The organism is Micromonospora sp. NPDC049523, assembly GCF_040676775.1.
In the GTDB taxonomy this organism is placed as follows: domain Bacteria; phylum Actinomycetota; class Actinomycetes; order Mycobacteriales; family Micromonosporaceae; genus Micromonospora_G.
Map to the genome: position 1 here is coordinate 161465 of NZ_JBFAPP010000003.1, position 17997 is coordinate 179461.

The window sequence follows — 17997 nt, forward strand, 5'->3', positions numbered from 1 at the left end:
GGGAGGTTCGTCCATGGCGACGGTCCGGGAGACGACGTACGACCTGCTGCGCCAGCTCGGGCTGACCACTGTCTTCGGCAACCCCGGTTCGACCGAGGAACCGTTCCTCGGCCACTTCCCGGACGACTTCAGCTACGTACTCGCGCTGCAGGAGGCGTCCGCGGTGGCGATGGCCGACGGGTACGCCCAGGCGACCGGCGAACCGGCGCACGTCAACCTGCACACCGCCCCCGGCACCGGCAACGCCATGGGCAACCTGATCACCGCCTGGCACAACAAGACCCCGTTGATCGTCACCGCTGGTCAGCAGGCCCGCGAGATGCTGCTGATCGAGCCCAGACTGACCAGCGTGCGCGCGGCCGAACTGGCCCAGCCGTACGTGAAGTGGGCCTACGAGCCGGTCCGCGCCCAGGACATCCCGGCGGCGCTGATGCGTGCGTACAGCACGGCGATCCAGCCGCCGGCCGGGCCGGTGTTCCTCTCCCTGCCGCTCGACGACTGGCACCAGACGGCCGACCCGCCGCCGCAGCTACGGCAGGTCAGCCGGCGGTTCGCCGCCGACCCGCAACGGCTGGCCCATTTCGCCGACCTGCTCGCCGACAGTGCCAACCCGGTCCTGGTGCTCGGCGGCGGCGTGGACCGCAGCGGTGGCTGGCCGGCCGCGGTCGCGCTGGCCGAGCGGACCCGCGCTCCGGTCTGGTCCGCGCCCGCACCCGAGCGGATCGGCTTTCCGGAGGACCATCCGCAGTACCAGGGCATCCTGCCGTTCGCCATCGGACCGCTCGGCGAACGGCTGGGCGGCCACGACACCATCCTGGTGATCGGGGCCCCGGTCTTCCGCTACTACCCGCACGTCCCCGGCGACTACCTGCCACCGGGCGCGCAACTGCTGCACATCACCGACGACCCGGCCGAGGCGGCCCGCGCCCCGGTGGGGGAGAGCCTGCTCGGTGACCCCGGCCTGGCCTGTGCGGCGCTCGCGGCGCTGGTGCCGGTCGCGCAGCGACCGCTGCCGCCGGTACGGTCGGCCCCGCCGGAGCCGGAGGTCGGCAACCCGCTCGCCCCGGCGGCGCTGTTCGCCGTACTGGCCCGGCACTGGCCGGCTGACGGGATCCTGGTCACCGAGACCCCGTCGAACCTGAGCATCCTGCGCCGCCACCTGCCGATCACCCGTCCCGGTTCGTACTTCACCACGGCCAGCGGTGGACTCGGTTTCGGACTGCCGGCCGCGGTCGGCGTCGCGCTCGCCCAGCGGGTCACCGGTCAGCGGCGACCGGTGATCGCGGTGATCGGCGACGGTTCGTTCCAGTATTCGGTGCAGGCCCTCTGGACCGCCGCCCAGCAGCGGCTGCCCGTCGTGTTCGTGGTGCCGGTCAACCGCCAGTACGGCATCCTCAAGGCGTTCGCCGAGTTCAAGGAGACCGCCGGGGTACCCGGCCTGGACCTGCCCGATCTCGACATCCCCGCGGTGGCCGCCGGCTTCGGCTGCCACGCGCCCCGGCTCACGACGTCGGACGAGTTCGTGGACGCATTCCGGGCGGCACTCGGCGCGAGTGGTCCGACCGTGCTGGCGGTGCCGATCACCGCCGACGTACCGCCGATCCTGTGACCGCTGCCGGTTGGGCGCTCAGGCGCCGGTGACGCCGTCGACGCCCTGGCGGATCAGGTCGGCGTGGCCGTTGTGCCGGGCGTACTCGGCGATCATGTGGACGAAGACCAGGCGCAGCGAGATCTCCTCGCCGTCCGCGCCGACGAAGGTGGCGTCGAGCGGGGCGTCCGCGACCGCCTGCCGGGCCGCCTCCTGCTCGGCCAGCAGTTGGGCGTACTCGGCCTCGGCGCGCGTCGGGTCGAGGTCCTCGAAGTCGGCGTCCTTCCACTGCGGGGTGGAGTAGAGCATCTCGATCGACTCACCCCGGAACCGGCGCCGGAACCAGATCCGCTCCACCTTCGCCAGATGCCGGACCAGGCCGAGCAGGGACAGGTTCGACCCGGCGACGGTCGCCCGCGCCAGTTGCTCGCCGGTGAGCCCGGCGCATTTGAGCAGCAGCGTCGTCCGGTGCCAGTCGAGCAGCCCGCGCAGCAGTTCCGGCTCCGGTGCGTTCAACGCCCCACCACTTCGCGCCACCTCGGGCGCCGTCCACGTCATCGCGCCAGGATGTCACGCGCCGTCGGCAGGGCTTCTTCCCGCTGTCCCGGTTGGGTGAGGGGCCCTTCCCGACGGAGGTGTCGGTGAGGCGGGGGTGAGGGTTACGCTACTAACCCGATCGGAATTAGAGGTAATGCGAGGAGCCTGCCGATGACCACCAATCCCGCCATCCCGGTGCAGACCGAGCCCGCCAACGCAGAGTCGCCCACCAGCGCCGACGTCGTGGTGCTGGTCGGCAACCCGCGTCCGGGTTCCCGTAGCCGTACGCTCGCCGAGGCGGCGACCGAGGCGCTGGTCGCCGGCCTGGCACGGTCCGCCACCGTACTGCGCGGTGTGCAGGTGCTGGAGTTGGCCACGCTCGTCGGGGTGAGCTTCGACGCCGAACCGGCGCGGGGTTCGGCCGAGGTCGCCGACCCGTTCGAGGTGGTCCGCTCGGCCCGGCTGCTGATCGTCGTGACCCCCACCTACAAGGGCAGTTACACCGGACTGTTGAAGATCTTCCTGGACCAGTTCGGCCACCGGGGACTGGCCGGCGTGGTCGCCGTACCGGTGACCATCGCGGCCTCGGACGCCCACCTGCGCGCGGTGACCAACAACCTGACCGACCTGCTGGCCGAACTCGGCGCCACCCTGCCGGTCGAGCCGCTCGCCGTGCTGGAGGCGCAACTCGGCGCCGGGACCGACCTGGTCGCGGCGTGGGTCGACCGGCAGGTGGGGCTGGTCGGCGGCGCCCTGGCAGACCAGCGGGTCCGGGCGTAAGCCGGGCGGACGGGGCCCGGCCGGGTTAGCGTGGTTCGGCGTGTTGCCGCGCCCGACCCGCGCCGGGCAACTCGTCCCGGCCGCAGACAGCAACCCCGTGAAGGACGAGCGTCATGGACGACATCACCGCGCTGATCCTGGACGACCACCACGCCTTCCGCCGGGGCTTCGCCCGGCTCGACGACGCCCGCGACGAGGCCGAGATCCGGGCCGTCTGGGAGGCGCTCGCCCTGCACCTGGACATCCACGCCGAGGCGGAGGAGTCGATCCTCTACCCGTACCTGGTCCGGCACGGTGACGACGGTGCTGACGAGACCGACGACGCGATCGGTGACCACAACAAGATCCGGGACGCGATCGCCGAGGCGAAGAACCACGTGCTCGGCACCGACGAGTGGTGGGCGGCGGTCTGGCGGGCCCGCAAGGAGAACAGCGAGCACCTGGCCGAGGAGGAGGACGGGGCGCTGGCCGACTTCCGGCGGCACGCCGGCACCGAACTGCGCGCCGAACTCGGGGCCCGCTGGCTCACCTTCTACGGCGAGCACCCGGGTGGCAAGGGACTCATGTTCCGCGACAGGACCCGAAGCAGTACATCGAGGCACATCGCTGACACTCCGGTCAAACCGGCGACCCTGGTGGCGATCTTCGTCACCCCGTAGCGGCCCGGTGACCCACACGTTCACCACGGTTCGTCAGATGATCAACGTCGGCACTGACGGCCGGGGTCGTAGCGAGCTAGCGTGTTCCAGGTGACGGAGATATCCCAGTTGCCGCCCAACCCGCCGGCCGACCTGCCACGCACGCTCGGGGAGCTGCGCGCGGCGGGCCACCGCTACCGCACCGTGAAGCAGGAACTTCGGGAGAACCTCCTGGCCCGGATGCGATCCGGCGAGGACCGGTTCCCCGGCATCGTCGGCTACCAGGACACCGTGCTGCCCGAGGTGGAACGCGCCCTGCTCGCCGGCCATGACCTGGTGCTGCTCGGTGAGCGCGGGCAGGGCAAGACCCGGCTGATCCGGGGACTCGTCCAGCTCCTCGACGAGTGGACCCCGGTACTGCCCGGCTCGGCCCTCAACGAGCACCCGATGCACCCGCTGACCCCGGCCGCCCGCCGGCTCGCCGCCGAGGCCGGCGACGACCTGCCGGTGGCCTGGCTGCACCGCTCCCTGCGGTACGGCGAGAAGCTCGCCACCCCCGACACCAGCGTCGGCGACCTGATCGGCGACGTGGACCCGATCCGGATCGCCGAAGGTCGCACCCTCGGTGACCCGGAGACGATCCACTTCGGGTTGGTGCCGCGTACGAACCGGGGCATCTTCGCCGTCAACGAACTGCCCGACCTGGCCGAACGGATCCAGGTCTCGCTGCTCAACGTGCTCGAAGAACGCGACATCCAGGTACGCGGCTACCAGCTCCGGCTGCCGCTGGACCTGCTCCTGGTGGCCAGCGCCAACCCGGAGGACTACACCAACCGGGGCCGGATCATTACCCCGCTCAAGGACCGGTTCGGCGCCGAGGTCCGTACCCACTACCCGCTCGAACTGGAGCTGGAGCTGGAACTGATCCGGCAGGAGGCGGCCCTGGTCGCCGCCGTACCGGAGCACGTGCTGGAGGTGCTCGCCCGATTCGCCCGCGCCGTACGCGAGTCGCCGTCGGTCGATCCCCGCTCGGGTGTCTCGGCCCGGTTCGCCATCGCCGCCGCCGAAACCGTGGCCGCCGCCGCACTGCGCCGGGGCAGCCTGCTCGGCGAGGAAACCGAGGGGACCGGCGCACCGGTCGCCCGGGTCGGTGACGCCGTGTCGGTCACCAGCACCCTGCGCGGCAAGGTCGAGTTCGAGAGCGGCGAGGAGGGCCGCGAGGTGGAGATCCTCGGCCACCTGCTGCGTACCGCCACCGCCGAGACGTTCCGGGACCGGCTCGCCGGGCTGGACCTCTCCGGGTTCATCAACCTGGTCGCCGAGGGCGCGGTGATCGAGACCGGCGAGCTGGTCGGCACGGCCGACCTGCTGCGCCAGGTGGGCACCGTACCGGGGCTGGCCAAGGCGCTGGACCGGCTCGGGCTCGGCGACGCGCCCACGCCGGGTGAGGCCGCCGCCGGGATCGAGTTCGTGCTGGAGGGGCTGCACCTGACCCGCCGGTTGGCCAAGGACGTGACCGAGGACGGTCGGACCCGCTACGGCGGCCGCAGCCCCGAGGGCGGGCGATCCGCCGGGGGCGGCCGACCGTCGGACGGTGGCCGGGGCTAACCGATGAGCCGCATGGACGTACCCGGCGGAAACCGGTTCCGGTACGGCTCCTGGCGTGGCGGCCCGGACCCGCTCGCCCCGCCGTACGACGTGCGTGCCGCGGTCGACTCGGTCGGCGCCGAGGTGCTGGCCGGCGGCAGCCTCCGGGACGCGCTGCGGGCCCTGCTCCGGCAGGGCCCGGTCGGTGGCGCCGGCCTGGACGAACTGCTCGCCCGGGCAAGGCGGATGCGTCGCGAGGCGATGCGCCGGGGCAACCTCGACGGTGCGGTCACCCGGGCGCAGGCACTGCTGGACCAGGCGCTCGCCGCCGAACGCGACGAGTTGCGGGGGCGCGACGACGACGCGGCCCGGTTCGCCGAGGCGGTGCTGGACAACCTGCCGAACTCCACCGCCCGTGCGGTCGAGGAGTTGGGCGGTTACCAGTGGGCCAGCGACGAGGCCCGGCAGGCGTACCAGCAGATTCTCGACGGGCTGCGCCGTGACGTACTGGAGCAGCGGTTCTCCGGGCTGCGGGACGCGCTGCGTTCGTCGGCCGCCGATCCGGCCGCCCAGCAGCGGCTCGGCGAGATGATGCACGACCTGAACGACCTGCTTGCCCGGCACGGTCGGGGCGAGGACACCACCGACGCGTTCGCCGAGTTCATGCGCCGGCACGGCGAGTTCTTCCCGGAGCAGCCGGGTTCGACCGACGAGCTGGTGGACGTACTGGCCCGGCGGGCGGCGGCGGGGGAGCGGCTGATGCGTTCGCTGTCCGACCGGCAGCGGGCGGAGCTGGCCCAGCTGATGGAGTCGGCGCTCGGCCCCGACCTGGCGGCCGAGATGGCCGCGCTCGACGGCAACCTGCGCGGCCTGCGGCCGGACCTGGCCTGGGACCGGCGCGAGCGGGTCCGGGGCGACCAGCCGCTCGACTACGGCCAGGCGACCGGGGCGCTGGGCGAGATCGCCGAGCTGGACGACCTGCTCGACCAACTCGGCCAGGAGCATCCGGGCGCGACGCTGGACGAGGTGGACGTCGAGGCGGTCCGCCGCAACCTGGGCCGGGACGCCGCCGACGACGTACGTCGGTTGCGTGACCTGGAGCGGGAGCTGCGCCGGCAGGGTTGGGTGACCCGGGGTGCCGACGGCCTGACGTTGAGCCCGAAGGCGCTGCGCCGGCTCGGCGGCACCGCGCTGCGTCGGGTTTTCGCCGATCTGGGGTCGGGCCGGCGTGGGGAGCACGACCTGCGCGCGGCCGGCGCGGCCGGCGAGGTCACCGGGGCGTCCAGACCCTGGGAGTACGGCGACGAGCAGCCGCTCGACGTGGTGCGCACGGTCGCCCGCGCGGTACGCCGTGGTGGTGGCGGGGTGCCGGTGGCGCTGGCGGTCGAGGACTTCGAGGTGGTGGAGACCGAGCGGCGTGCCTCGGCGGCGGTGGCGCTCTGTGTCGACCTCTCGTTCTCGATGGTCTCCGAGGGGCGTTGGGGCCCGATGAAGCAGACCGCGCTGGCCCTGTCGCACCTGGTCGCGACGAAGTTCCCGCAGGACGCGTTGCAGATCATCGGCTTCGGCCGGGAGGCGGCGGCGCTGTCCCGGGAGGAGTTGGCGGCGGTGGAGCCGGAGATGGTGCAGGGCACCAACCTGCAGCACGCGTTGCGGCTGGCCGGTCGGCACCTGCGTCGGCACGCCGGCAGCGAGCCGGTGGTGCTGGTGGTGACCGACGGGGAGCCGACCGCGCACCTGGACCCGGAGGACGGCGTCGGGGTGTTCAACTGGCCGCCGCTGCGGGAGACGATCGAGGCCACCGTGGTCGAGGTCGACGCCCTGACCCGCTACGGCGCCACGATGAACCTGTTCATGCTGGGTGAGGACCCGGGCCTGCGCCGCTTCGTCGACGCCGTGGCCAAGCGCTCCGGCGGCCGCGTCTTCACCCCCTCCGCCGACGACCTGGGCCAGTACGTCGTCTCCGACTACCTGCGCGCCCGCCGAGGCCGCCGCCGCTGACCCAAGCCATCGTCGATCTTGCAGTTGTGGTGCCTCGCGAAGCTCGCGAAACGGGGCGGAACGGGTGCCACAACTGCAAGATCAACGGGCTGGGGCGGGGTTAGGGTCGGGGGGTGGAGGTGGAGGTGGAGGGGTTGCGGGGGGCTTATGGGGCGTTGTTCGCCGAGATCGAGGGGGCGGGGGCGTTTCGGGGGGCGGTTGGCGAGGAGTTGAGTGCGGAGCAGTTGCTCGCGCACCTGGTGGCGAACGACGAGCTGCTGATCAACGCCACCGAGGCGGTGCTCGCCGGCTCGCCGTACGCGTACTACGAGCTGGACACCATCCACCGCCCGCAGCTCGACGAGCTCGCGCGCCAGTACGGCGGCCTCGACGGGCTGACGAGCCGGTTGCGTACCACCAGCGGACAGCTCTGCGGGCTGACCGAGCGGCTGCTCGACAAGACCGACGCCCTGGTGCAGACCCGGGTACGGGAGGCTCCCCGGCTCGACATCGACGAGGCGCTGCCCTGGGGGCGGGCCCTGGACATCCACCGCCGGGTCCACCTGCCCGCCCACACCGACGACCTGCGCGCCCTGCATACCCCGGCCGCCGGTTGACGGTGTCCCCGCGAGGGGGCAGGTTCAGCGGGCGTCGGTGACGACGTGTGAGCAGGCGGGGCAGGCGGCCGGTCCCTGTTCGGCGTACCAGCGGCAGGTGCGCCGGATCGCACAGCGGGGCAGCGAGGCCTCGTCCGGTACGGCCGTCTCCCGGTACGACTCGACCAGGCGGGCGCCGAGGCCACAGTGGTCACCGGTCCAGAACCCGCAGGACGAGGTGACGCACGGCCCGGCCAGCCGGTACTGCGACTCCGCCGGTCCGGACTGGTCCGGCAGACCCGACAGGGCCACCTCGGCCGGCATCGCCGGGGTGACGTACGCGACCCGCCCCGCCGGAGTGATCATCCCCAGGAACACCGTGGCGTTGGCCTTCGGTGTACTCGGGCACATCCGCTCCGGCGGATCCGGCCGTAGGGGAACCTCGGTCACCGTTGGATCCAGAAACCGATATCGTTGATCTTCGTGCCGAGGTCGTCGGCCAGCGGGCCGTCCAGCACCCAGAGGCCGTACCACTCGGGACGGAGCTTGATGTTTCCGTGGCCGATGGTGAGCGGATTGGACAATTTCGCCGATACGTTGTGCAGTGCGTTCAGTCCGGCTTTTTGTATCTCACCGGCGATCCGCGCCTTCTGTGCCTCGTCCAGCTCGACTCCGTCGACGACGAACCGGAATTCGCTACGTGCCATTCCTGCCTCCTTTTTCTAGTACGACTCGGTGTCCAACCCGAGTCGCAGGCTTGTCCTGGTGAATGTCGACCAACCCGCGTGGGAGGCGATGTCGGCCGGCTGCCCGGCACGGCGCAGTGCCCGGTTGGCGGCGCCCTGCCAGTCGGCGGTGGAGGCGGCCCGGTATCCCCACAACTCCCGGAGCGCCGAGGCGGCGAAGGCGACCTGCTCGGGTGATCCGGTGAAGGCCGCGGCTCCGCCGGTGATCCGTACGCCGCCGCCGGTCGGCTCGACGAGCGCGAAATGGTGGTGCAGGCTGGCCAGCGTGGCCCAGTAGGCGCGGTCGGTCCGCCCAGCCGTGAACCCGTCGCGTACCTGGTCGTCGTGGCGGTGGCGGAGCCCGGTCAGGGTGAACGTGGCACCGGAGGAGTCGGTGCGTCCGGCCACCTCCACCGGCTCCTGCCAGTTCGACGGTGAGTTGGCCGACCAGAACGCCAGCCAGGCGCCCAGCCGGTCGTGCAGGTCCACCTGGAACGGCCAGCCGGCCAGACCGCCGCCCGGGGAGCGGATGACGGCGGTGGCGATGCGGTCCCGGGTGACGGTGACCGCGGTGGCCGCGGGGACGGCGGTGGGTGCCCCGGGTGGGGCGCCGAGTGCGGGCGTCGCGCCGGCGACGGTGACCGCGGAGGCGGTTGCCGCGGTGACCAGTAATCCCCGGCGGGAGAACCCAAATGGTGTGTCGCTCATCGTTCACCTTTCCGGTGCGACGACCTTTGCCGAGAGCGTAGCGACCAAATGATCGTTATCAATACAGTAAACTGTCGTAACTGCGACGCGAATTGGTCGGAAACCTGGTGGCGTTCGTTGGTGATTCCGATTTCGGTTTACTTGTGGTGCTGGCCCGCGATGTCCGGTCGGGCTGGAATACCACTTTGCTCAGCTAGGTGACCGAGGGTCTGAAGCGGGTGAATCCAGGCATCTCGCCGCGAGCGTGGGAGCGTTCCCATGTTCTGGGACGGTCGGTTCGGAACCCCGTTGTGGCGTTACGTTCCTGTAAACCGATGGGAGTAAATATGTTGCGACGTCAATCACTTGGCCGGTTCGGCGCGGCCGCGACCATCGCCGTACTCATGCCGCTCGCCCTCACCGGGGCGCCCGCCGCCGCCCACGACGAGACCCGGACCGGGCCGTCGGCGGCGGTCGCGCCGGCCACGATCCAGGCGGCCGCCGTACCACTGGACCGGCTGACCGTCAGCACCACCCAGGTCGCCTCGGGGCTGCAACGGCCGACCGCGATCTTCGCACCGGACGACGGCAGCGGCCGGCTTCTGATCACCGAGAAGGTCGGCACCGTACGGGTCTACCACCCGAACACCGGACTCGCCGAGGCGCCGCTGCTCGACATCACCGACCGGGTCTCCACCGCCGGCAACGAGCGCGGCCTGCTCGGCATCGTCACCTCGACCAACTTCGCCACCAGCCGAGCCCTGTACGTCGCCTACACCAGCCTGCCGTCCGGCACCCTGACGCTGTCCCGGTTCACCCTGGACCAGGCCAACCAGCAGCCGATACCGGCCGCCCGCGAGCAGATCCTGCTCACCCAGCCACACGCCGAGTACGGCAACCACAACGGCGGGCAGCTCGCCTTCGGCCCGGACGGCTACCTCTACTGGAGCCTGGGCGACGGCGGCGGCGCGGACGACGTACTCAACAGCGGGCAGAACCTGACCACCCTGCTCGGCAAGATCCTCCGGCTGGACGTCAGCCGGGCCTGCGCGCCACTGTCGTACTGCGTACCGGCGGGCAACCCGTTCGTCGGTGTCGCGAACGCCCGCCCGGAGATCTGGGCGTACGGGCTGCGTAACCCGTGGCGGTTCTCGTTCGACCCGGCCGACGGATCGCTCTGGATCGCCGACGTCGGCCAGGGCACCTTCGAGGAGGTCGACCACCTGCCGGCCGGCCGAGCCGGAGCGAACCTCGGCTGGTCCTGCCGGGAGGGCACCCAGGTGTTCAACCAGGCACGTTGCCCGGCGGGCGCCACCTTCGTCGAACCGGTCTTCACGTACCGCACCTCGGTCGACGGCTGCGCCATCATCGGCGGGCACGTCTACCGGGGCCAGCAGTACGCCGACATCGCGGCCGGCACGTACCTCGCCACCGACTACTGCTCCGGCACCGGCTTCGCCATCCGACCGAGCGGCGCCGCGTACGCCACCCGGGCGCTCGGTGAGCTGACCATCCAGCCGACCACCCTCGGGGTGGACGCGGCCGGGGAGATCTACCTCGCCAACGACCTGCCCGGCCAACTGCACAAGGTCGCCTTCGCGGCGCTCCCGCCGCCGGTCGCCTGCACCGTCGCCTACCGGGTGGATTCCCAGTGGGGAACCGGTTTCACCGCCACCCTGACCCTCACCAACACCGGCACCCAACCGATCAACGGCTGGACGGTCGGCTGGACCTTCCCCGGCACCCAACGGGCCGGCACGTTCTGGAACTCCAGCGGCAGCCAGCAGGGCGCGGCGGTGACCGCCCGCAACGCCAACTGGAACGGCACCATAGCCCCCGGCGCCTCGGTCACCTTCGGCTTCCTCGGCAGCAGCACCGGAGCCAACCCCCCACCCACCACCTTCACCCTCAACAACACCCCCTGCGCCTAACCTCGCCTCACCCCCGCCCCCGCCCCTAATACAGAGAATGAGTGGTTATTCCGCGTCGGATAGCCACTCTTTCTCTGTATTAGCGCGGTCGAGAGGGGGAGAGGGAGGGAGAGGGGTGGCGGGGTGGCGGAAGGTGCGGCGGTAGGTCGTGGGGGGTACGCCGATGCTCTGGTGTAGTTGTTGGCGTAGGGCGGCGGCGGTGCCGAAGCCGGAGCGCTGGGCCACCTGGTCTACCGGTAGGTCGGTGGTCTCCAGTAGCAGGCGGGCGTGGTCGGTGCGGTGCTGCAACAGCCACCGGGCGGGACTGAGCCCGGTCTCGGCCCGGAACCGCCGGGTGAACGTCCGTACGCTCATGCTGGCGTGACCCGCCAACTGCCGCAGGGTCAGCGGCTCGTGCAGGCGGTGCTGGGCCCACTGCCGGGTCGCCGCGGTGCTGGCGTCGCTCGGGTGGGGCACCGGCCGTTCGATGAACTGCGCCTGACCACCGTCCCGCCACGGCGGGACCACGCACCGGCGGGCCGACCGGTTCGCCACCGCGCTGCCGTGGTCGGTGCGGATGACGTGCAGGCAGAGGTCGATGCCGGCAGCCACACCGGCCGAGGTGAGCACGTTGCCGTCATCGACGAAGAGGACCCCGGGGTCCAGCCGTACGTTCGGGTGCCGGCGCCGGAACCGTTCCGCGTACGCCCAGTGGGTGGTCGCCGGGCGCCCGTCGAGCAGCCCGGCGGCGGCGAGCACGAACGCGCCGGTGCAGATGGACATGATCCTGGCGCCTCGCTCGTACGCCGCGTTGAGCGCCTTGTGCACCTCCGGGTCGAGTATCGCCCGGTCGTCCAGCGACGCCCCGTGCACGCCGGGCACGATCACCGTGTCGGCCCGGTCCAGCAACTCCAGCCCGTGGTCCGGTACCACCTGGAAGCCGGCGCTGCTGCGTACGGGCCGGCGGCCGGGGGTGCAGGTGTCGACGGTGTAGAGGTGCTCGTTCGTGGTGCTGCGGGCGGTGCTGAAGATTTGTGATGGAGTGCCCAGATCGAGCCCGACCACCTGGTCCAGGGCGAGTACGGCGATCCGGTGCGGGCGCGACGTCATGGCCCGATTGTTGCGCATGATGGCTCTCCGGCCACTCGTCGCGGACCCAGGTGTGACCGAGACTTCGAGCGTGAAGACTCAGCGCCTGTTCCATCCCGCCTGGGCCGTCGCCGCCGTCGCCTTCGTGGCGCTGGTCGGTGCCGCCGGGTTCCGGGCCACGCCGTCGGTCCTGCTGCACCCGCTGCACGAGGAGTTCGGCTGGCCGCTGGCCACCATCTCCGCCGCGGTCTCGGTCAACCTGATCCTGTACGGGCTCACCGCGCCGTTCGCCGCCGCGCTGATGGAGCGGTTCGGCATCCGCCGGGTGGTGGTCGCCGCCCTGCTGCTGGTCGCCGCCGGCAGTGGCCTGACCGTGTTCATGAACGCGAGCTGGCAGCTCATCGCCTGCTGGGGCGTGCTGGTGGGGTTGGGCACCGGGTCGATGGCGCTCGCCTTCGTGGCGACGGTCACCGGGCGCTGGTTCGTCAAGCGCCGGGGACTGGTGACCGGGGTGCTCACCGCCGGTGGCGCCGCCGGGCAGCTCGTCTTCCTACCCGTGCTGGCCAACCTGGTGCAGGCGTACGACTGGAAGGTGGCGGCGCTGGTCGTGGCGGCGGCGGCGCTGCTGGTCGTACCGCTGGTGGTGTTCTTCCTCCGCGAGCACCCGGCGGACCTGGGCCTGCCGTTGTACGGCGGCACCGAGGTCGTACGCCCGCAGCCGTTGCCCGGCGGCGCGGGCGGCGCGGCGGCGCGAGCGCTGACCGGGTTGCGGATGGCCGCCCGGACCCGCGCGTTCTGGCTGCTCGCGGGTGGTTTCGCGATCTGCGGGGCGACCACCAACGGTCTGGTCGGAACCCATTTCATCCCGGCCGCGCACGACCACGGGGTGGCCGAGACGACCGCCGCGAGCCTGCTCGCCCTGGTGGGTCTCTTCGACATCGTCGGCACGATCGCGTCCGGCTGGCTGACCGACCGGGTGGACAGCCGGTTACTGCTGGCCGGCTACTACGCGCTGCGCGGGCTCTCCCTGCTGGTGCTGCCGAGCCTCTTCGTGAACACCACCGGGCCGACCATGCTGGTGTTCATCGTCTTCTACGGGCTGGACTGGGTGGCCACGGTGCCGCCGACGGTCGCCCTGTGCCGGGAGCACTTCGGTGACCGGGGACCGGTGGTGTTCGGCTGGGTGTTCGCCTCGCACCAGGTCGGCGCGGCGATCGCCGCCACCGGTGCCGGCCTGGTCCGGGACCAGCTCGGCGAGTACACCATGGCCTGGTACGCCGCCGGAGTGCTGGCCCTCGGTGCGGCGGTGCTCTCGCTGATGCTGCGCCGACGCGAGCCCGAGCCGGTGCCGGTGGTCGAGCCGGAGCCGGTCGCCACCGCCCCGCGTGCCTGGCGCCTACGCCCCACCGACGGCTAGCGGGTAGATCCGGCTACCGGGCCCACTGCTGGTTGGCGCGGCCGTGGCAGGCCCACTGTTGCAGGCTGGTGTCCGGGCTGGTGAGAGTGTTCTCGGGTACGTCCGCGCAGCGCCCACTGTTGAGGTTGACCAGCGACACCTGCCCGGTGTCGAGCCCGGCCAGTCGCCAGCGCTGTTCGACGGTACGGTCGCAGACCGCGATGTGCAGCCGGGCGCCGTCGTCCTTGTTGCCGTCGGCCGCCTCCAGGCAGCCGCCGGTGCCGGCGTTGACCAGGCTGAACTCGTCACCGACGACGGGCGTGGGGCGCCACTGCTGGGTCAGGTCGCCAGTGCAGACCCGCTGCTGCACCTGGGCGCCGTCCGGATTGTCGTTCGTGTTGAGCGCGAGGCAGAACGACGAAGCCACGGAGCGGAAGATCCGGGTGGGGATCTCCGCCGGGGTCGGGCTCGGCGGAGGGGCCGGCTCGGTGCTGCCCGCCGCCACGCCGCTCGGGGCGGGCGGCGCGGCGCCGCCGGAGACGCCGGCCGGTGCCGGCACCGCTGCCCGGTCGACGTTGCCGTCACCTGCGAAGATCCCGGTCGCGAAGAGCACCCCGATCAGTACGCCCACACCGCCGGTCGCGAGCGCGGCCGTCATCAGCCGGTCGCGGCCGGGTCGGGCCGGGGCGGGAGCGCCGTAGACGGTGCCGCCCGGCGGTCGTCGTCGCGGGTCGGAGGTGGGCATCCCCAGATAGTGACTCAGCGGCCGGGCCCAGGACCAACCGGCCCGCCGCACCCCACCCGGCATTTTCTGGTACGGGTGTCGCGCGGCGAGCACGATCGGTCGGCGTGTCGGCGTGTCGGCGTGTCGGCGTGTCGGCGTACCGGCGGGACGCCGGGCGCTCAGTCGACGACCTTGACGTCCTTCCAGAAGGCGACCCGGTCGCGGATCTGCTCGGCCGCCGGGAGCGGATCGGGGTAGTACCAGACCGCGTCCTGGCTCTCGTTGCCGTCCAGGGCGAGGGAGTAGTAGGAGGCCTGTCCCTTCCAGGGGCAGATGGTGTGAGTGTCGGATTCCCGAATCACGTCGTCCCGCAGCGCGGTGCGCGGAAAGTAGTGGTTGCCCTCGACAACCACGGTGTCGGTGCTCTCTGCGATGACCTGGTTGTTCCACATGGCTTTCGGCACGTTTTCCAGCGTATGCCGGGCTGGACGGGGCGGCCACGCCTAGCGCGATCTTCCCGGAACGGCAAGCCGTCGCCCCCTATCGGATCACTGATAGTTACGAGATAATTACTGTATGTGGAACGTGTCACCGGAGCGGGAGCTGTTCCTGCAGGTCAGCGGCCCTATGGTGGACAGCGAGCGGGCCGACGCTGCCGCCACTACCGCCCTGCTCCGGGAGTTGCGAACCGGGGCGGGTCTAGGGGTCAGTCGACCCTCGCCCGGCCCGGATCCCCGAGCCGGCTCCGACCCGCGACCGGACACTGACCCCCTGACCGGCCGCAAGGCCGGCGAGGCGGTGTCGCTCGCCGAACTCGTCATCACGGGTGCCTTCTCGGCCACCACCCTCGCCGCCCTGACCCAGATCGTGGTCGCCTTCGTCCGGCGGGGCGCCGCCCGGCGGATCGTGCTGCGGGACGGGGACCGGAGCCTCACCATCGTCGACCCGTCGGCACGTACCGAGCAGGCGGTCGCGCGCTGGCTCACCGCGCCCGAGCGGCCCGGCCCGCCGGTCGAGTTGCCCGACGTGCCCGACACCGTCCCGGTGCCCGAGACCGGGCCGGTGCCGCAGACGGGTGTACTGCCGGAGGCAAAGGGGGCAACTGGGGCGCTGCCGAACGTGAAGGCGGCGCCGCAGGAGCGGCGGGGTGTCGGGTCCGGTGGCGACTAGGTCACCGGCCGGCCGGTACGCGCTGCTGATCGCGACCGGCGAGTACGCCGACCCCTCCCTCGACCGGCTGCGCGCACCGCAGCAGGACGTGGCGCGGTTGGGTGCCGTACTGGCGGATCCGGCGATCGGCAACTTCCACGTGCGTACGCTGCGCGACGCCCCGGAACGGGAGGTACGCGCGGCGATCGAGGACCTGCTGACGGACAGGGTCGACAGCGACCTCGTGCTGCTCTACTTCTCCTGCCACGGCATCGTCGACCCCTACCACCGGCTGTACTTCGCCGCCGCCGACACCGTCCGTACCCGCCCGGCGAGCACGGCCATCTCCCGTTCCTTCGTCAACGAGCAGTTCGAGGCGTGCCGTGCCGCGGCCAAGGTGCTGATCCTGGACTGCTGCTTCGCCGGCGCGTTCGCCGAGGGCTTCAAGGGTGCGCCGCAGGGCGCGCTGGAGTGGCAGGTGGGCCGGGGGTACGTCGTACTGAGCGCCTGCGACAGCTACGAGTACGCGTTCGAGTCCGACCAACTGGTCGCCTCGGCGCCGCGCGGCTCGATCTTCACCGACGTACTGATCGAGGGGTTGGTCTCCGGCGCGGCCGACCTCGACGGTGACGGCCGGGTCGGCGTCGACGAGTTGTTCCGTTACGTGCACGACGGGGTGGTCCGGCGCCGGCCGGAGCAGCAGCCGAAGTACAGCGCCTACAACGCCGAGCCGCACATCTACCTGGCCACCGTGCCGGTGCCGGGCGCCATCGTGCCGGCGGTGGGCGGATCGGACGGCGAAGGTCCGGACGGCACCACCGTCGGTTCCGCCGTGGCCGGCCCGACCATCCAGTTGCCGACCACCTACAACCAGCACCAGGCGATCGTGGCGCGCGGCTTCCGTACGGGTGCGGACCTGATCCGGCGCACCTACGGGCCGTTCGGCCGGCGGATGCTGGTGCAGGACGAGCAGGGCGGGTACCACGAGATGGCCGACGCGGCCGGCATCGTCCGGCTGTTGGCCGGCGGCGACCCCCGCGACGCGCTCGGCACCGGTTACCTGCGGGAACTGGTGGAGGGGATTCGGCACCGGGTTGGCGACGGCGCCACCACCGGCGTGGTGCTCGCCCAGGCCATGCTGGACGCCGCCTCGGTCGCGCTGCGGGCCGGTGCGAACCCGGTGGCGCTGCGCCGGGGGATCTCGACCGCCGTACGGGACGTCGCCGTCGAACTCGCCGGCCTCGCGGTGCCCGTACGCACCAGAGCGGAACTGCGTGCGCTGGCGACCGTCGCCTCCGGTGACGAACTCGTCGGTGACCTGGTCGCCGAGGCAGTGGACCGGGTCGGCCGGGACGGGGTGATCCGGGTCGAGGCGAGCAACCTGTTCGGCCTCGAACTGGAACTCACCGAGGGGATGAGCCTGCGGGCCGGGCACATGTCACCGGCGTTCGTGACCGACGAGGAGGAGGCGGAGGCGGTGCTCGACGAGCCGTACGTGCTCCTCGTCGACGAGCGGATCGGTACCGCCGAGGAACTGCTGCGGCTGCTCGGCGCGGTGGAACGGGAGGGCAGGCCGCTGGCGGTGTTCGCGCCGGAGATCCGTGACCCGGCGCTGGCCGCGCTGGTCCTGGCGAAAGCCCGGCAACTGCTCAGCCCGGTCGCGGTGACCCTGCCGTGGCCGCCCGGCCAACGTCGGGACGCGCTGGCGGAACTGGCCGCGCTCACCGGCGCGACGGTCCTCGGCGGCGAGTCGGGTGTCGACCTCGCACACGCGACCCTGGCCGAGTTGGGCCGGGCCCGGCGGGTGGTCACCACCCGCAGCGAGTCGGTGGTGCTGGCCGGAGTCGGTGATCCGGACCCGATCGTGCGCCGCTACCAGCGGCTGCGCACCGTGCGCACCCGCGACGACCCGCGCCGCGGCGACCCGCGCGGGGACGGCAGGCGGCGGGCCGAGTCGCGGTACGGCGAGCCGCTGCGGGTGTCGGCGGAGCGGATGTCCCGGGTGGCCGGCGGGGTGGCGGTGATCAAGGTGGGTGAGGTGACGCCGGAGCAGCAGCGGGTCCGGCGGCGCCAGATCGACGACGCGGTACGCAACGCCAAGGCGGCGGTCGAGTGGGGTCTGGTCGCAGGTGGCGGTGCGGCGCTGCTCGGGGTGCACGCGCGGCTGCAGGGTCGGCCTACCGCACCTGTGCCGAGGCAGCGGGGAGACGACGAGGCGCTCGGGTACGCGGTTGTCGTCGACGCGCTGCCGGCGCCGTTCGAGGAGTTGCTGCGCAGCGCCGGGCGTGAGCCGGACGGGGTGCCCGAGGACCTGTGGTACCGGGGCCCGGGTGTCACCTTCGACCTGGTCAGCGGGCGGTACGTGGTGGCGCGGGACGCCGGCATCGTCGACGCCGCCGCGACCGTACGCGAGGCGGTGAGCGCGGCCGCGAGCGTGGTGACCCGCTACCTCATGCTCGGCTGAGCGGTGCCGTGCCGTCAGGTCTGCGGCCGGGGCCGGTACGGGTCGGGCTGCGGTGGCCGGCACCGGTTGCCCGGTGCCGGCCACCGCCCGTGCTGCGACGTGGTGCCGACGTGCAGCAGGTCATCGGGTGCGAAATTGCGGCAGTGC

At 72.1% G+C, this 17997-nt stretch carries 17 protein-coding genes; 10 read left to right on the forward strand and 7 right to left on the reverse strand.

What is annotated here, in order from left to right; all coding sequences use genetic code 11:
• The first annotated feature begins 13 nt into the window (after window positions 1–13).
• Window positions 14–1609 (forward strand): benzoylformate decarboxylase, encoded by a 1596-nt coding sequence (mdlC, locus tag AB0J90_RS05420; protein ID WP_363592429.1) that lies wholly within the window; start codon window positions 14–16, stop codon window positions 1607–1609.
• An 18-nt stretch (window positions 1610–1627) separates the two neighbouring features.
• Here mdlC and AB0J90_RS05425 read toward each other — a convergent pair whose 3' ends face one another.
• Window positions 1628–2146 (reverse strand): DinB family protein, encoded by a 519-nt coding sequence (locus tag AB0J90_RS05425; protein ID WP_363592431.1) that lies wholly within the window; start codon window positions 2144–2146, stop codon window positions 1628–1630.
• A 150-nt stretch (window positions 2147–2296) separates the two neighbouring features.
• Here AB0J90_RS05425 and AB0J90_RS05430 point away from each other — a divergent pair, with 150 nt between their 5' ends.
• From AB0J90_RS05430 to AB0J90_RS05450, 5 genes are all read left to right on the forward strand, one after another.
• Window positions 2297–2905 (forward strand): NAD(P)H-dependent oxidoreductase, encoded by a 609-nt coding sequence (locus AB0J90_RS05430; RefSeq protein ID WP_363592433.1) that lies wholly within the window; start codon window positions 2297–2299, stop codon window positions 2903–2905.
• Between the two features lie 113 nt (window positions 2906–3018).
• On the forward strand, window positions 3019–3564 hold the full coding sequence (locus AB0J90_RS05435; RefSeq protein WP_363592435.1) for a hemerythrin domain-containing protein: 546 nt from the start codon (window positions 3019–3021) through the stop codon (window positions 3562–3564).
• 81 nt (window positions 3565–3645) lie between these two features.
• Window positions 3646–5151: a sigma 54-interacting transcriptional regulator gene (locus AB0J90_RS05440; protein ID WP_363592437.1), complete on the forward strand. Its 1506-nt coding sequence runs from the start codon at window positions 3646–3648 to the stop codon at window positions 5149–5151.
• A 3-nt stretch (window positions 5152–5154) separates the two neighbouring features.
• Window positions 5155–7131: a hypothetical protein gene (locus AB0J90_RS05445; RefSeq protein WP_363592439.1), complete on the forward strand. Its 1977-nt coding sequence runs from the start codon at window positions 5155–5157 to the stop codon at window positions 7129–7131.
• 119 nt (window positions 7132–7250) lie between these two features.
• Window positions 7251–7727, forward strand: a complete 477-nt coding sequence (locus tag AB0J90_RS05450; RefSeq protein ID WP_363592945.1) for a hypothetical protein — start codon at window positions 7251–7253, stop codon at window positions 7725–7727.
• A 24-nt stretch (window positions 7728–7751) separates the two neighbouring features.
• Here AB0J90_RS05450 and AB0J90_RS05455 read toward each other — a convergent pair whose 3' ends face one another.
• The 3 genes from AB0J90_RS05455 to AB0J90_RS05465 are packed head-to-tail and all read right to left on the reverse strand — an operon-like array spanning window position 7752 to window position 9139.
• Window positions 7752–8156, reverse strand: a complete 405-nt coding sequence (locus tag AB0J90_RS05455; protein ID WP_363592441.1) for a hypothetical protein — start codon at window positions 8154–8156, stop codon at window positions 7752–7754.
• Window positions 8153–8413 (reverse strand): hypothetical protein, encoded by a 261-nt coding sequence (locus AB0J90_RS05460; RefSeq protein WP_326560793.1) that lies wholly within the window; start codon window positions 8411–8413, stop codon window positions 8153–8155. The genes AB0J90_RS05455 and AB0J90_RS05460 overlap by 4 nt, the downstream gene beginning before the upstream one ends.
• 15 nt (window positions 8414–8428) lie before the next feature.
• A complete protein-coding gene (locus tag AB0J90_RS05465) occupies window positions 8429–9139 on the reverse strand; it encodes a hypothetical protein (protein WP_363592443.1) in 711 nt (236 codons plus the stop codon).
• Window positions 9140–9465: 326 nt separating this feature from the next.
• Between AB0J90_RS05465 and AB0J90_RS05470 the strand changes: the two genes are divergently transcribed.
• The gene (locus AB0J90_RS05470; RefSeq protein WP_363592445.1) at window positions 9466–11049 is read left to right on the forward strand and encodes a PQQ-dependent sugar dehydrogenase; all 1584 of its coding nucleotides are present in this window, start codon (window positions 9466–9468) and stop codon (window positions 11047–11049) included.
• A 45-nt stretch (window positions 11050–11094) separates the two neighbouring features.
• Here AB0J90_RS05470 and AB0J90_RS05475 read toward each other — a convergent pair whose 3' ends face one another.
• The gene (locus tag AB0J90_RS05475; protein ID WP_363592447.1) at window positions 11095–12138 is read right to left on the reverse strand and encodes a DJ-1/PfpI family protein; all 1044 of its coding nucleotides are present in this window, start codon (window positions 12136–12138) and stop codon (window positions 11095–11097) included.
• 19 nt (window positions 12139–12157) lie between these two features.
• Here AB0J90_RS05475 and AB0J90_RS05480 point away from each other — a divergent pair, with 19 nt between their 5' ends.
• Window positions 12158–13534 carry an MFS transporter gene (locus AB0J90_RS05480; protein ID WP_363592947.1) on the forward strand — a complete coding sequence of 459 codons (1377 nt, stop codon included), beginning with the start codon at window positions 12158–12160 and terminating at the stop codon, window positions 13532–13534.
• A 13-nt stretch (window positions 13535–13547) separates the two neighbouring features.
• Here AB0J90_RS05480 and AB0J90_RS05485 read toward each other — a convergent pair whose 3' ends face one another.
• Window positions 13548–14258, reverse strand: coding sequence for an RICIN domain-containing protein (locus AB0J90_RS05485; RefSeq protein ID WP_363592449.1), 711 nt, complete (start codon window positions 14256–14258; stop codon window positions 13548–13550).
• A 158-nt stretch (window positions 14259–14416) separates the two neighbouring features.
• Window positions 14417–14701: a DUF427 domain-containing protein gene (locus AB0J90_RS05490; protein ID WP_363592451.1), complete on the reverse strand. Its 285-nt coding sequence runs from the start codon at window positions 14699–14701 to the stop codon at window positions 14417–14419.
• A 112-nt stretch (window positions 14702–14813) separates the two neighbouring features.
• Between AB0J90_RS05490 and AB0J90_RS05495 the strand changes: the two genes are divergently transcribed.
• Window positions 14814–15407: a hypothetical protein gene (locus tag AB0J90_RS05495; RefSeq protein WP_363592453.1), complete on the forward strand. Its 594-nt coding sequence runs from the start codon at window positions 14814–14816 to the stop codon at window positions 15405–15407.
• Entirely contained in the window at window positions 15397–17850 is a 2454-nt protein-coding gene (gene groEL, locus AB0J90_RS05500) for a chaperonin GroEL (protein WP_363592455.1), read from the forward strand. The genes AB0J90_RS05495 and groEL overlap by 11 nt, the downstream gene beginning before the upstream one ends.
• The last annotated feature ends 147 nt before the right edge of the window (window positions 17851–17997 follow it).

What these genes read in the sequence shown, in the direction of transcription:
- mdlC (WP_363592429.1), top strand. Translation starts at nt 14, where the DNA reads ATGGCGACGGTCCGGGAGACGACGTACGACCTGCTGCGCCAGCTCGGG.
- AB0J90_RS05425 (WP_363592431.1), bottom strand. Translation starts at nt 2,146, where the DNA reads ATGACGTGGACGGCGCCCGAGGTGGCGCGAAGTGGTGGGGCGTTGAAC.
- AB0J90_RS05430 (WP_363592433.1), top strand. Translation starts at nt 2,297, where the DNA reads ATGACCACCAATCCCGCCATCCCGGTGCAGACCGAGCCCGCCAACGCA.
- AB0J90_RS05435 (WP_363592435.1), top strand. Translation starts at nt 3,019, where the DNA reads ATGGACGACATCACCGCGCTGATCCTGGACGACCACCACGCCTTCCGC.
- AB0J90_RS05445 (WP_363592439.1), top strand. Translation starts at nt 5,155, where the DNA reads ATGAGCCGCATGGACGTACCCGGCGGAAACCGGTTCCGGTACGGCTCC.
- AB0J90_RS05460 (WP_326560793.1), bottom strand. Translation starts at nt 8,413, where the DNA reads ATGGCACGTAGCGAATTCCGGTTCGTCGTCGACGGAGTCGAGCTGGAC.
- AB0J90_RS05465 (WP_363592443.1), bottom strand. Translation starts at nt 9,139, where the DNA reads ATGAGCGACACACCATTTGGGTTCTCCCGCCGGGGATTACTGGTCACC.
- AB0J90_RS05470 (WP_363592445.1), top strand. Translation starts at nt 9,466, where the DNA reads ATGTTGCGACGTCAATCACTTGGCCGGTTCGGCGCGGCCGCGACCATC.
- AB0J90_RS05475 (WP_363592447.1), bottom strand. Translation starts at nt 12,138, where the DNA reads ATGACGTCGCGCCCGCACCGGATCGCCGTACTCGCCCTGGACCAGGTG.
- AB0J90_RS05480 (WP_363592947.1), top strand. Translation starts at nt 12,158, where the DNA reads ATGGCTCTCCGGCCACTCGTCGCGGACCCAGGTGTGACCGAGACTTCG.
- AB0J90_RS05485 (WP_363592449.1), bottom strand. Translation starts at nt 14,258, where the DNA reads ATGCCCACCTCCGACCCGCGACGACGACCGCCGGGCGGCACCGTCTAC.
- AB0J90_RS05495 (WP_363592453.1), top strand. Translation starts at nt 14,814, where the DNA reads ATGTGGAACGTGTCACCGGAGCGGGAGCTGTTCCTGCAGGTCAGCGGC.